The organism is Enterococcus sp. AAFC-DPL-5146, assembly GCF_058216635.1.
This window is the reverse complement of sequence record NZ_CM177103.1, coordinates 522,756-535,950: the sequence shown is the minus strand read 5'-3', so window position 1 is coordinate 535,950 and position 13,195 is coordinate 522,756. Positions and strand designations below refer to the sequence as shown.

At 35.0% G+C, this 13,195-nt stretch carries 11 protein-coding genes; 5 read left to right on the top strand and 6 right to left on the bottom strand.

From position 1 onward, the window contains the following. Nucleotides 1–5 precede the first annotated feature (5 nt). From AC4BB2_RS02395 to AC4BB2_RS02385, 3 genes are read right to left on the bottom strand one after another with little or no spacing between them, the layout of a single operon-like run. Complete coding sequence (locus tag AC4BB2_RS02395) at nucleotides 6–653, bottom strand: response regulator transcription factor (RefSeq protein WP_490473856.1); 648 nt, start codon at nucleotides 651–653, stop codon at nucleotides 6–8. Further along, on the bottom strand, nucleotides 650–1,654 hold the full coding sequence (locus tag AC4BB2_RS02390; RefSeq protein ID WP_490473855.1) for a sensor histidine kinase: 1,005 nt from the start codon (nucleotides 1,652–1,654) through the stop codon (nucleotides 650–652). Before AC4BB2_RS02390 ends, AC4BB2_RS02395 begins: the two co-directional genes overlap by 4 nt. Nucleotides 1,655–1,677: 23 nt before the next feature. Next, nucleotides 1,678–2,106 (bottom strand): GAF domain-containing protein, encoded by a 429-nt coding sequence (locus AC4BB2_RS02385; RefSeq protein WP_490473854.1) that lies wholly within the window; start codon nucleotides 2,104–2,106, stop codon nucleotides 1,678–1,680. Between the two features lie 100 nt (nucleotides 2,107–2,206). Between AC4BB2_RS02385 and AC4BB2_RS02380 the strand changes: the two genes are divergently transcribed. The 5 genes from AC4BB2_RS02380 (at nucleotide 2,207) to AC4BB2_RS02360 (ending at nucleotide 8,327) form a co-directional block, all read left to right on the top strand. Then, on the top strand, nucleotides 2,207–3,712 hold the full coding sequence (locus tag AC4BB2_RS02380) for an amino acid permease (protein WP_490473853.1): 1,506 nt from the start codon (nucleotides 2,207–2,209) through the stop codon (nucleotides 3,710–3,712). A 155-nt stretch (nucleotides 3,713–3,867) separates the two neighbouring features. Next, entirely contained in the window at nucleotides 3,868–4,641 is a 774-nt protein-coding gene (locus AC4BB2_RS02375) for a MurR/RpiR family transcriptional regulator (RefSeq protein ID WP_490473852.1), read from the top strand. A gap of 121 nt (nucleotides 4,642–4,762) precedes the next feature. Continuing rightward, nucleotides 4,763–5,182 (top strand): effector binding domain-containing protein, encoded by a 420-nt coding sequence (locus AC4BB2_RS02370; RefSeq protein WP_490473851.1) that lies wholly within the window; start codon nucleotides 4,763–4,765, stop codon nucleotides 5,180–5,182. A gap of 241 nt (nucleotides 5,183–5,423) precedes the next feature. After that, the gene (locus AC4BB2_RS02365; protein ID WP_490473850.1) at nucleotides 5,424–6,755 is read left to right on the top strand and encodes a PTS sugar transporter subunit IIC; all 1,332 of its coding nucleotides are present in this window, start codon (nucleotides 5,424–5,426) and stop codon (nucleotides 6,753–6,755) included. 141 nt (nucleotides 6,756–6,896) lie between these two features. Further along, on the top strand, nucleotides 6,897–8,327 hold the full coding sequence (locus AC4BB2_RS02360; protein WP_490473849.1) for a 6-phospho-beta-glucosidase: 1,431 nt from the start codon (nucleotides 6,897–6,899) through the stop codon (nucleotides 8,325–8,327). A 123-nt stretch (nucleotides 8,328–8,450) separates the two neighbouring features. On the opposite strand, the gene AC4BB2_RS02355 is transcribed toward AC4BB2_RS02360, so the two are convergent. The 3 genes from AC4BB2_RS02355 to AC4BB2_RS02345 all read right to left on the bottom strand — a co-directional run bounded on the left by AC4BB2_RS02355 (nucleotide 8,451) and on the right by AC4BB2_RS02345 (nucleotide 12,247). After that, entirely contained in the window at nucleotides 8,451–9,980 is a 1,530-nt protein-coding gene (locus AC4BB2_RS02355; RefSeq protein ID WP_490473848.1) for a C47 family peptidase, read from the bottom strand. 15 nt (nucleotides 9,981–9,995) lie between these two features. After that, nucleotides 9,996–10,655 carry a hypothetical protein gene (locus AC4BB2_RS02350; protein ID WP_490473847.1) on the bottom strand — a complete coding sequence of 220 codons (660 nt, stop codon included), beginning with the start codon at nucleotides 10,653–10,655 and terminating at the stop codon, nucleotides 9,996–9,998. An 863-nt stretch (nucleotides 10,656–11,518) separates the two neighbouring features. Continuing rightward, on the bottom strand, nucleotides 11,519–12,247 hold the full coding sequence (locus AC4BB2_RS02345; protein ID WP_490473846.1) for a hypothetical protein: 729 nt from the start codon (nucleotides 12,245–12,247) through the stop codon (nucleotides 11,519–11,521). Nucleotides 12,248–13,195: the final 948 nt, after the last annotated feature.

Genomic DNA, 13,195 nt, shown 5'->3' with positions numbered 1-13,195 from the left:
TCACCTCATAAGTCGATTAATTGATGTTTCATACTATATTGCAACAATTCGCTAAATGTTTCAAATTCTAATTTTTTCATTACATGAGATTTGTGTACTTCAACTGTTTTAACGGATATAAATAAACGTTCCGCAATTTCTTTGTTGCTGTAGCCTAAAGAAACTAGAGGCAAAACTTCACGCTCTCTTTTTGACAGGCGCTCGTATTTTTCATCTTTCTCCTCTTTATCGGCTTTTTTTAGCCAATGGTCTTTATTATACGGACCAAATAGGGGATCGATTGTAATATTGCCAGCGGCCACTTGCTTAATTGCTTCCAATAACACAATATCCTGTGAACTCTTAAGAATATAGCCTTTTGCACCATATTCTAAAGCTGTACGGACATATTCTTCTTCATCATGCATACTTAAAATAATCGTTTTTACGTCAGGAAAATGTTCTTTAATACGACGCGTTGTTTGTAAGCCATTTTCTCCAGGAGGCATCCGCATGTCCATCAAAACTACATCCACTGGATATTTTTCAATGAGCAGAAAAGCTTCCGTGCCATCTGCCGCATCGCCTACAACTGTGATCTCCTTTTGGCTTTCCAGCAATAAACGGAGACCACTTCTAACTACTGCATGGTCATCTGCTATTATGATGTTCATTTTACTCCCTCCCATTGAATAGGCAACTGCAATGTTACTGTCGTTCCTTCTGCTTTTTCTGAATGTACAATTAGATGCCCACCGATCGATTCTGCTCTTTCCTGCATATTTAAAAGTCCTAAACCTTGGCTATGTTCATTCATTTGTTGGAGATCAAAGCCTTTGCCGTGATCCCGAACAGTGAGTATTAAGCGCGCGGCTTGTTCACTTAATGTTACCCACAATTCATCCACAGACGCATGCTTTACACTATTCATCACACTTTCTTGTAATACTCGATAGGTGATTGTTTCTACACTGTCAGGAAAACGTTTATTTTCGATCATCGGAATAAAATGAATCACCACTCCAGTTGTTTCTGTCAAACGGTATAATAGCGTTTCGATTGCTGGGACCAACCCTAAATCATCTAAAGCGGTCGGACGTAAATCAATCGCAAGTTGTTTCACCTCACCAAGTAATGCAACAAAATCTTCGTCGATTTTTTGTAATTTAGTCGATAAGTCTTCTGATTCTTCGTTCCATTTTAACTGTCTGGTTTCCAACATCAAACTATAGATGCTTTGCGCTAGTCCATCATGCAGTTCTTGTGAAAGTGCTCGACGCTCATTTTCATGTGCTTGATTGACGTATTCGATCAAGCGTTTATTTTGGATCACTTGCTGCAGACGATCTTGAAGGGCTAGACGACGAATACTCAACAAGGAATTTTGTTGATCGATCACCGTATAACTGCCGCTGAATTGCTCTTGTCTACCTTTTGGATCTTCTAAAATCAAAGGAAAGGCGGCTTGATCCCAGTCGGCTCTCACTTCACAATCTAAACACTTTTCCATCGTAGAATGAAGCATACATCCTTCTCCTCTAGCAATTTCTAGAACTTTTTCTAAAGTAAAAAGGTAATCTGTTGCTAATTCAGATGCCGCATTATTTTTCTTGATGCATTTGTTTTCTTCAATCAAAAACAAAGCATCTTTTGCTTCTTCAAATAATTTTTCCATTATAAGATTTTCCATTTTTTCCCCTATAAATAAACAAGAAGTTCATCTGTTTTGTCTTTTGCAACTGCCAAAAAATCCTCTGTAATAAGTGTCTCTTGTCGATAACCGACTAAAAGAACACCTTTTACCTCTCCACCTTCTAATGCAGGAAAGGCTGCAATGGTTGCTAATTTCTCCATCCGTGTAATCGGTAGTTCAACTAATTTTTCCGGTTGCTTTTGTAAATCTGACGCTTGGTAAGCTCTCCCAGTTCGCCAAACGATACCGCCAATTCCTTTACCCACCTGCAACCGAATACGTTGATAATGTTGATTGGTGTTTCCAGCCACATAATTCCAGCGAATCACTCGAACTTTTGTCACTTCATTGACTGTGGATAGTGCTAAAGCTACAAAATCGACTTGAAGTTCCTCTTTTATTTGATCGATTCTTTGCTGAATTTGATCCGTCATTTGACTACTCCTATTCCCTAATTTTTGATAAAAAGCTTGTTTTCTACTAAATCTTCTCTTATTCTTAAGCCAACATCATCTTATTTTAGAAGGATTTTTTATGAAAACTACTACTACTTTTAGTCCCAAGCATTTAGTTATGATCATTACCATGACTGTTTTTTCTTTTTCTAGTATGACGACGGCTTTTTTCTTAATGGGTATCAAGGCGTTCCCGTATTTTGTCGGAGCCGCATTGTTCTATTTTATTCCCTACGCTATTATTATAGCAGAATTTACAGGCGTTTATAAAAATCATATTGGCGGATTGTATCAATGGCTAGCTGGTCACCTGTCTGAAAAAATTGCTTTTATTGCCGCTTTTTTATGGTATTGCAGTTATTTTATTTGGATGATCAGCTTGTTTATGAAGATTTGGATTCCTTCATCTATTTTACTTTTCGGTGAAGATTTAACTAAAAAAAACAGTTCTATTCCCTATTTATCGACTTCTATTCTAATTGGCCTTTTGTCTATTTTAGCCGTTATCGTAACGTTGTTCTTTGTTAGTAGAGGATTTAAAGGGATTGCTTCTTCTTTATATTTAAGCGGAATTATGATGACTATTTTGATTAGTGCAAGCCTTGGTGGTAATTTGTTCTTATGGATTACTAATCGTGCTGATATTCTACCGAATCTTGCCACTAGTTTCAAAGGGATTCAAACCGATTCCTCATCTGGAAAGACGTTGATCGAACAGTTATCTTTTCTGATTTTTGCCATTACGGCGTTTGGTGGGTTAGATACGATTGCAAGCTTAGTTGATAAGACAGGCAAACAAAAAAAGCAGTTCCCTAGATTATTGATCTACAGCAGTTTTTTAGTTGTTCTTTGTTATTTTTTAGGCATCCTTTTATGGAGCGGCGGGATAAATTCAAACAGTTTAAAGGCCAATAATACCGTTCATTTAGGGAATTTGATGTACGAATTAATGGAGAATTTGGGCTATGCTTTAGGTCACACGCTTTCCTTTTCATCCCCTCACTCTCAATTTCTAGCTCAACTATTTACTCGTTTTACTGCTTTGACTCTGTTGCTTTCTTATATCAGTTTATTATCTACTATTTTTTATCTTCCCATTCGAACACTGGTGGAAGGGACACCTAAACATTACTGGCACCCTCGATTGAAACAAAAAAATAAACATGACATGCCGATTTATGCTTTACTGATTCAAGGTGGTCTGATCAGCTTGTTTATTTTAGGCATTAGCCTTGGCAGTCAATATGTTGTTTTGTTATATAATCAGCTAACTCTAATGACGAATATATCAAGAGCGATCCCTTATTTGTTAGTTGCCCTTGCTTATCCTGCATTTAAGAAAAAACAATTAACAGACAATCCGACAGCTGTTCTGATTCAATCAAACATCAGCGCAACATTCATTAGCAGCAGTGTTGTTGTCTGTATCGCTTTAGCGATTGGATTTCAGCTGTATCAGCCTCTTTCACAAGGTAATTTACGTCAAAGTTTAACGTTGTTGATTGGGCCTTTGCTATTTACACTGATCGCTTCTTTACTTTATCAACGTTTCCATAGAAGAAAAGAAATTACGCAAAACAGTTGAGAGAATTTGTTTCCCTCAGCTGTTTTATTTATATAGATAAAAATAGTAATAACAAGCGAAATAGCAACGTTTCCTGTACAATATAAGTTGTATACTTTTTTTGTTTCTTATGTAAAAAATGAAGAAGCTACTATCTTTGTGCAGGAGGGATCTTTTTGTTTGATTTAGAAAAAGTCCAGTCGTTAAATGAGCTGGAAATGCTTGTTTATCACTATATATTAGAACATATGAACAATATTCCAAAGTTAACGATTCGTCAGCTTTCTACAAATTGTCACGTGTCCACATCAACGATTTTACGTTTTTGTACCAAAATGGGATTTGATGGTTTTTCTGAATTAAAATATGCTATCAAAAAAGAAGAACAACAAGAACATTCTTTTGAGCAATACTACGCTGCCACTATGCATGTTGATTCTTTTTTAAAACGACTGAACCAGCAAACGTATTACGAAACATTGACACCTGCCATCAAGATGATTGTTTCTGCTCGCCATATCGTTTTTTCAGGTATTGGCACAAGTGGGATTTTAGGCGCATATGGCAGTCGCTATTTTGCAAACATGGGTCTCAATGCATACAGTATTCGTGATCCGTTTACACCCATTCCTCAAAGAGGATTTGAAAATACGTTAGCGATCGTTCTATCTGTTTCAGGAGAAACCACTGAAGTGATCAAACAGGTAACTGATTTTAGACGATCCAGCGCTAAGATATTAAGTATTACCAATGATGAACATTCAACAATCGCTCGTTTAGCTGATTACAATATTTCTTATTATATGCCTGATGAACGATCAATTTACACTGATCCATATATTAATATCACTACACAAATCCCAGTCATTGCCCTAATTGAACTGCTTGCCCACCAAGCAAGTAAAGAGTATGCTGAAAAAGCGGATAAAAAAAATAACCTATCCGACTAAAATTTTAACAAAACGCTTAAGAGTTGATATGGTTTCTGAGATAATGTACCAGATTTTCGGAGCCAGAAATAACTAAATTAGCGTACATCTAACCTATTATTAAAGAGGAGTGTGACAGTTCATGTCTTTTAACATCGAGCATTTGGACAACGAAGTAATCACAGGAAAACAGTACAAATTTGCTATCCCAAGAACACCAGAAGATTTTGCTGAAGTGAATAACCAAAAACTAGAAATTTTGCCTACTGATAAAAAAAGTGTCCAAGCGATCATCATCAATGACTCAGATGAAAGTAATGGTACGTACAAATATTTTGTTGAAGATAGTGAAGGGAATCGAACTTTTACGGTACAAACCGGCGATTACGCTGTCTTTACAGGCCATTTTGAAACATTAGCAGATATCGATAACTTTATCGGCGCAAGTTATGGCGAACTTTATCAATCTCCTGAATATGGGATTGGTGGAACAAACAATATTCAACTTCTTGATTTTGAAAATAAAAAAATCACCCTAAAACTACCTGCAGTTAGTAAATAAACGTACGGCCTAGAAGTAAATTGCTTTTTGATTTATTTCTAGGTCGTATTTTTAATTGATTTGTTTTTTTACATGGTACATGTTTCTGAACACGCTCAAACTATTTTAAATATACAACATTTCTTTTATAGTATACATGTAAACGTATTCAATACTTTTAAATTCGAGCGGCCGCTCTATTGAAATACTACTACACGCAATTATTTTCCGTTACTTTAGTTAACCAAAGGAGAGGTTTAGAATGAATGAATGGATCAATGAAAAAGTTCTACCACCCGTTTTAAAGTTCGTTAATACTAAAGCGATTACAGCGTTAAGAAATGGTATGTTGTACACAATGCCGTTTACAATCGTGGGTTCGATTTTTCTATTATTGGCCAATTTACCAATAGAGTCAGTAGCCAAATGGATTACTGACAGCGGTTTAGTCGTTTACTTCAATCAGGCTTATGGGGCATCTTTTGCCATCATGTCAGTTTTTGCGGTAATCGGGATTGCTTATTCTTATGTAAAAACTGAAGGCTTTGAAGGTCTACCTGCCGGTATGATCTCACTTGTTGTCTTTATTTTATTTATGTCTCCAGATGTGACTGATTTAGATAGCGGTGTGACTATTGGTAATGTTATCAATAAAGACTGGACTGCTGGTAAGGGAATGATCACAGCAATTATCGTTGGTTTGATCGTTGGTTGGGTATACAGCTGGTTCTTACGTCATGACATTCGGATCAAATTACCTGAAGCTGTTCCTGAAAACGTAGCAAACTCATTCACTGCCTTGATTCCTGCTGCGGCTTTGATCACTGGCGCGATGTTTGTCTATATTTTCTTTGATAAAGTCTTTAAAACAACATTCTTTGATTTCATTTATGATGTCTTACAATCTCCACTTCAAGGTGTGACTGATTCCTTGGGCGGTGCTTTAGTCCTTGGTTTCTTGGTTCCTTTATTCTGGTTCTTCGGCGTTCATGGTTCAACAATCGTCAGTGGTATTATGGGTCCGATTTTACAAGCCAACTCTTTAGAAAATACTGATATTTTAAAAGCTGGTAAAGAATTGACTGTTGCAAACGGTGGTCATATCGTAACACAACAATTTCTAGATCAATTTTTAACCGTAACAGGTGCTGGTATGACGCTTGGATTAGTGGTTTATATGGTGTTCTTTGCAAAATCTGCTCAATTCAAACAACTAGGTCGTTTGTCAATCGGACCTGCCGTGTTCAACATTAACGAACCAATCACATTTGCGACACCAATCGTAATGAACCCGATCATGGCGATTCCATTTATTTTAACGCCTGTCGTGTCATCTGTTATTACTTACTTCGCTTTGTATACTGGTTTAGTCCCATTATTCACAGCGGTTCAAGTACCTTGGACAACACCTCCGATTATTTCTGGATTATTAGTTGGCGGTTGGCAAGCAGCGTTACTACAAGCATTTGTTTTAACGTTAGGATTCTTTATTTACCTACCATTTGCTAGAAAAATGGATGCCATCAACATTGCTCAAGAAACAAATCAACCTGTTACAGAAGAAGTATTAGAAGAAATTGAAGCTGAAGCTTAAACATCCGTTCTAAATTGACTTAAACATCACTGCACAGCTGATCCGTTCAAGTAATTCCTCCCAGCTGTGTGGTGATTTTAATGTTCAAACATGAATTAGAAACAGAAACGAATAAATTTGTAAGTAAAAGGAGTAGATCATATGTCAATTTTAAGAGAAAATTTCCTTTGGGGCGGCGCTGTTGCGGCTCATCAATTAGAAGGTGGTTGGGATCAAGGTGGTAAAGGTACCAGCGTTGCTGATGTTATGACCGTTGGCGCTCATGGCGTGCCTAGACGAATCACAGACGGCGTGTTAGAAGGCGAAAATTACCCTAACCATGAAGCCATCGATTTTTATCATCATTACAAAGAAGATGTGAAATTATTCGCTGATCTTGGGTTAAATTGTTTCCGGACATCGATTGCCTGGACACGGATTTTCCCAAATGGGGATGAAGCTGAACCAAATGAAGAAGGTTTGCAGTTTTACGATGATTTATTCGATGAATGTTTAAAATATGGGATCGAACCTGTAATTACCTTGTCTCATTTTGAAATGCCTTATCATTTAGTCACTGAATATGGCGGCTGGCGAAATCGTAAAATGATCGATTTCTTTGCGAAGTTTGCTCGTGTTTGTTTTGAACGTTATAAAGATAAAGTCACTTATTGGATGACTTTCAATGAAATCAATAATCAAGCGAATTACGCGGAAGACTTTGCGCCGTTTACCAACTCTGGGATCAAATACCAAGAAGGCGAAGATCGTGAAAAAATCATGTATCAAGCGGCTCATTATGAGTTAGTAGCTAGCGCACAAGCTGTTAAAATCGGGCATGAGATCAACCCGGATTTCCAAATTGGTTGTATGATCGCGATGTGCCCCATTTATCCATATTCATGTGATCCCAAAGATATGATGATGTCGGTCAGTGCGATGCAAAAACGTTACTGGTTTACAGATGTTCATGTGAGAGGGCATTATCCAAGCTTTATGGAAAACTATTTAGCTCGTAAAGGGTTTGATTTGGATATTTCGGAACAGGATTTGACTGATTTAGCCCATGGTTGCGTGGATTATATCGGCTTTAGTTATTATATGTCATTTGCTATTAAAGATCATGATAAGGGGCCCGCTTTTGATTACGATGAGTCGAAAGATTTAGTTAAAAATCCTTATGTAGAAGCGTCTGATTGGGGTTGGCAAATCGATCCACTTGGTTTGCGTTATGCGATGAACTGGTTTAATGAGCGCTATGAATTGCCTTTGTTTATTGTGGAAAATGGCTTTGGTGCGATCGATGAAATTGAACCAGATGGCACGATCAATGACCAATATCGGATTGATTATTTGAAAGCTCATATTGAGATGATGAAAGAAGCTGTTGAATTTGACGGTATTCCATTGATTGGATATACGCCTTGGGGCTTTATTGATTTGGTTTCTGCGGGGACTGGTGAGATGAAGAAACGGTATGGTTTTATCTATGTAGATAAAGATAATGAAGGGCAAGGGACGTTGAAGCGTTCTAAGAAGAAATCATTTGATTGGTATCAGCAAGTGATTGAGAGTAATGGTGAAGAGTTGTAAGAATTTTAGATTAGTAAGTTCATAAAAATCAACTTGATTCTTTGGCTTTTTTTTACAAATGTTAGTTGACAAAGAACCAAAATAAAAAACGGGCAGACAAGACACATTCTGCTCGTTTTTTTATCATTGGGAAAGATCTTGTTCTAAAATCCATCTGTTTAACCCATTTAAATAATAAGCCAATTTTGAATTAGATTGTCTCACAGGTTTAACTTGTATTGCCGAGTATCTTTTATTCCTTAAAGAAGAATCAAGAAATTCACCCGTTTGGGCATGTGTAGCTTTGGATAACAATAATACATTTTTATTCAATAAAGGAGTCGCATATAATTTCACATCTTGTTCTAGTACCCATTTGTTTAAACCATCAAGGTAGTAAGCTAATTTTGAATTGGACTGTTTGACTTCTTTCACATCTTTAATACTGTACTCTTTGCTTCTTAGGTTTGTAGGAATATTTTCTCCAGTTTGGTATTGAGATGCAAACGATTGTAAAGTAACGACTGTACTAATTTTCTCTTGGTACTTTCCTCTTCTAAAATTATATAACGTTCGATACCACTCGTAATTTGATTGTCCTAGTGTCATATATTTCGAATTGCTTGATACAATAAAAGTATCTTCCCACCAAGGATTCCAATAAAAATAATAAGGAGGGTATGAAGTTATATCTCCATTTTTAGGCGCAGTATAGCCCATAAGAACGATAGAATGACCGTACGCAGTACTTGATTTTAAATCAGTAATAATTGGTGCTTTATTTTCAATCTCTTTTTTTATCATCGAGAACGGGAGTTTGTTACCCTCGAATTTAATCGAATAGTTATATGCTTTATTTACATAGTTAATAATATCATTTAGGCTTTGTTTAGTAATCCAATTTATATCCATAAGCTGTGATTCCGTTGCATTTGGATACGATTTATGAATGATATCGCTAGCAGACGTAACTTGTTTCCCGGCTTGATGATTAATAGTTGCTGCCATAGTATAATTTTGACACCAAGGTTGATCGGTTTGAGTTTCATAAACTGTCCAAGGTAATATATTCGTTTCAAATTCTACTGAAGCTCTTGCCATCCGTAAATTAGGTTGTGCAGTTGGTTCAGTTATATCAACGTTAACAGATATTTGCGAATCAGAAGATATATCTGGAACATCTGTATCATTAATTGTTAGTAACGGATTCTGGATTCCTTGATACCCATAAAAAATATTTTGGTTAAGTCCAACTAACGTTATTGCTTGATTGCCATCAAATGGAATCGTCAAACTTAATTCTTCAAGTTTCTTTGCTAACGCCTTTGATAAAATAAAACTATCTGGATTTTGACTATCTGAAGAATCAACTTGTAAAAGATAAGCTATTTGCTTGTTTTCTTTCGCTATAATTGGATAATTAAAGGTCGTACTTTTAGGATAACTAATTGTAAAAGGTTGACCTAGATAATAGTTTGTACTGCTTCCATTATCTGCCAGCATCATTTTATTTAAATACTCTTGCCAATTTTGCGTTGCTAGAACAGTCGTTTCATTTGGGACATCTGTTGATTTCACGTACAAAGAAGCCGCATCTACTTTGGTTGTAACTACGGTCAACATAAAGATAACAGCTAAAAATGATCCTAATAAAAAACGTTTTGTTCGTTTCATGTTTTCCCCTCCTCCTTATTTATTAAATCCATATAATGTAGAGACCCATTTGAAGGTTACATTTGCGGAAGGGTCAATGGAACTCTCATTTAATAGTAATTGAATTTCATTTTCACCTCCGCTAAAAATCACACCATTTCCATGAATTAAACTCTTATACATGTAAAGTATTTGAGGAGGTCTACCAGGAAAAGTAATTTTTTGATACCCAAAAATAATTACAGCTGTTTCTTGCTCAATCCAATAATTTCCATTCGCAGTTAAAAAAGCAATGACTGGACGATTATTTGAAAGTTCTTCTTTCAAATAACTAGTATCCAACACCCCATTAGCGATTTTAGTTTTATACCCTTGACTAAGTAAATATTTATTTGACTGTTCTAGATTTGCCGTAACAGAATTTAATTGCGTATCACTGTATGTTGGATAAACATACTTCAGTAATTGCTTTGGTTGTCTACTTGTTGATTTTTCAATAAAGTTTAATACATCGATTACTGAAAGTGGTGTTGGTTGCATAGTAAATGTTTTACTAGACGAACTACTGTAGTCGTTAATAATAGACATTTCTACCTCAGGTGGAACAAATTCCGCACTTACCGATTGGATATTAATGTTCAAAAATAAGGTAATTGTAAAAATGAAAAGTGGAAGCAATAATTTTTTATTTTTCATTCCTTGTACCTCCCGTATTTATTTTAGTGAAATTTTCAATATACAAATTAAATAGTTTAACAGTAATAAAATAGTAATTGTTAATTATATTTTATTAATCACTAGTATAATAAATGATTTACCATAAATATTAGTAGCACAAAGATACTGTGCTACTAATATCACTCCTGTACCAAATAAGACAGATATTTTATTTTTTAGTTTAATAATCTCTGTCCCATTTTTGATTCTACCTAAGTTTAAAGCAACATACTAAAATACCCCAAATCTAACAGTAGCAGCAAATGATGCACTAAAAGGTCTTGTGGTCATTCCTATGCTTTAGTTTTACACAAACTAAAGCAAGCAAAAGGCCATCGACAACCAACTTCTAAAATGGAATCAATAATTTTTATTTTCATTCCATGTAGCTTATTTAGTTATTGGTTTATATAGAATTTTCAATATACATATAAAACAGATTAACACTAAAATAGTACAATTAAATAATGATATTTTGTTAGCCAAATAATCTGACATAAGTACTAATAATGGAAATAAAAAAAAGAGTAGAAAATATTTGTTAATTGTTATATTCAATATAAAGGTACATACTATGCTAAATATAAAACAAAGGAAAAGAACAAGATACTTTAGAATAATACTTTTAGCGTTTAATGTTGAAAACAAAATATTTGAAAAGCAATATAATGTCATAACAAGTAACAAAATACTTGTAGCTAGGTACTTTTTTTGTTGAAGTAACTTATCCATTATCGCAAAAACCTTTCTTAAATTATTATTTGTTCTTCTAAAGAGCTATTAAAAAGAAGAAAGAACAACTATTATTGTCTTATACATTTAAATTAACAGCCCTGTTTTTGTTATTTGCCCTTATATTCATTTTGTGACCAACAAGAATATACAGCAATAAATTTATTTACCTCTAGTACAGTCCCTGTACCATTATTTTTATATTCTAAATTACGTGCCATATTTTGAAAGTATAGAACTACCCCACCACCTGCAACAGTAGCGCCTAACATAAGAGCTCCAGCTCCAGGACCACTCAAAAACCCTGCTAATCCAGCAGCTCCTGAAAATAAATCAATTACTAATCCACCTGCAGCGATATAATCAGCTCCATCCTGTAAATCTTTAATTTTCCAATTGGTCTTAGCTGTATCCATCCACATCCTACCGTAGTTCCAACCTTCTTCATAATAATTCCTGTTGTATCTATTCGCATTTCGAGCTTGGATTTGATTTTCAAATTTTGTATTTTCTATATTCTCTATAGCATCTTTAAAAAATGACTCATTTGTAAACTCTATCCCAGTTTTTACAGCAAGTTCTTCAAAATCAAATTCGCTAACAATAGCTTTTACTTCTCTTTCATCATATACATATTTTCCATCTTCAATCGTTAATACAGCTGTGATTTTATCCTGCATATCAGAAAATTTTTCAATTTCACGATTTTTCTCTGCATCATTTTTAGATAATTGTATACTCACTTGAGTAGGTTTATTAGACTCTGCCGAAGTAATAAGTGGAGATAGCATACTCGTAGATACCAAAAGTGCTAATGTAATTAAAATAATTTTTTTCATAATACAACTCCTCATAAAGTATTTTAGAAAACGCTTTCTGTAAATCAGAATATCACAATTGAAATAATAAGTAAACATAAAAATTAATTATATTAACCTTTTGTCCAGTTCGTTTATTTGTTCAGAAATCATAAAAATTATCCGTCCCCAATAACCGTTGTTTACAGGTTTAGAATTATAAATTTTTAGTTGGGAGCTTTACTCAAATTTTTGCTTCATAATCAACTAGCACGCATCCCCACAATAGAGAACCGAAAAATTTACTATAAAATCAACTATTTTCTCCCTTGTTCGTATTGACCATTAATGTTAAATTCTTTATACTTATTGATATAGGATAATAACGAAAAAAAGCTTTATGAACTAAGAAAAGTTCACAAAGCTACATCACATATAAATAACCATTGGCACCTCAAGTATCTGGCGGGAACCTCATACTTGAAGGCCTTGTAAAGTCAGCATCCACTGCCCAAACAAGTCGCCAATAGTCGCTAGCATTACAACTAGCTTCTTTCATTGTACAAAAATCAAGTATATTTGACTGCTTCTTTTTTGTCGTATTTTGTTTGATGAGAAGTGAAATAGTAAGGTTAGTTCATACTATTGATGAACAGGTATTGGGAAATTTTCCCGATATCTTTTTTTGTTTCTATCCTATCATTTCTAAAACAAGGACGTGATACCATTTAACGTAACAACGACCTGATAGAAAATAAAAAACGGCACCTCACATTTTGGCGGGAACCAAAATCGCGAGGCCCTGTAAAGACAGCATCCACTGCCAATACAAGTTGCCGATAGCCAATACCAAAGTACCAGCTTGTTTTATTGTACCCAATTTCAGTGTAGATTTCTACCTTATGTGAGAAATTCTTTTGAATTGCGTAGACAAGTGTTCTGTGGGTGTGTCTATTGAAAACGATGAGGCTTGGTTCTGATCGTTTTTTA

What these genes read in the sequence shown, in the direction of transcription:
- AC4BB2_RS02395 (WP_490473856.1), bottom strand. Translation starts at nt 653, where the DNA reads ATGAACATCATAATAGCAGATGACCATGCAGTAGTTAGAAGTGGTCTC.
- AC4BB2_RS02390 (WP_490473855.1), bottom strand. Translation starts at nt 1,654, where the DNA reads ATGGAAAAATTATTTGAAGAAGCAAAAGATGCTTTGTTTTTGATTGAA.
- AC4BB2_RS02385 (WP_490473854.1), bottom strand. Translation starts at nt 2,106, where the DNA reads ATGACGGATCAAATTCAGCAAAGAATCGATCAAATAAAAGAGGAACTT.
- AC4BB2_RS02380 (WP_490473853.1), top strand. Translation starts at nt 2,207, where the DNA reads ATGAAAACTACTACTACTTTTAGTCCCAAGCATTTAGTTATGATCATT.
- AC4BB2_RS02370 (WP_490473851.1), top strand. Translation starts at nt 4,763, where the DNA reads ATGTCTTTTAACATCGAGCATTTGGACAACGAAGTAATCACAGGAAAA.
- AC4BB2_RS02365 (WP_490473850.1), top strand. Translation starts at nt 5,424, where the DNA reads ATGAATGAATGGATCAATGAAAAAGTTCTACCACCCGTTTTAAAGTTC.
- AC4BB2_RS02360 (WP_490473849.1), top strand. Translation starts at nt 6,897, where the DNA reads ATGTCAATTTTAAGAGAAAATTTCCTTTGGGGCGGCGCTGTTGCGGCT.
- AC4BB2_RS02355 (WP_490473848.1), bottom strand. Translation starts at nt 9,980, where the DNA reads ATGAAACGAACAAAACGTTTTTTATTAGGATCATTTTTAGCTGTTATC.
- AC4BB2_RS02350 (WP_490473847.1), bottom strand. Translation starts at nt 10,655, where the DNA reads ATGAAAAATAAAAAATTATTGCTTCCACTTTTCATTTTTACAATTACC.
- AC4BB2_RS02345 (WP_490473846.1), bottom strand. Translation starts at nt 12,247, where the DNA reads ATGAAAAAAATTATTTTAATTACATTAGCACTTTTGGTATCTACGAGT.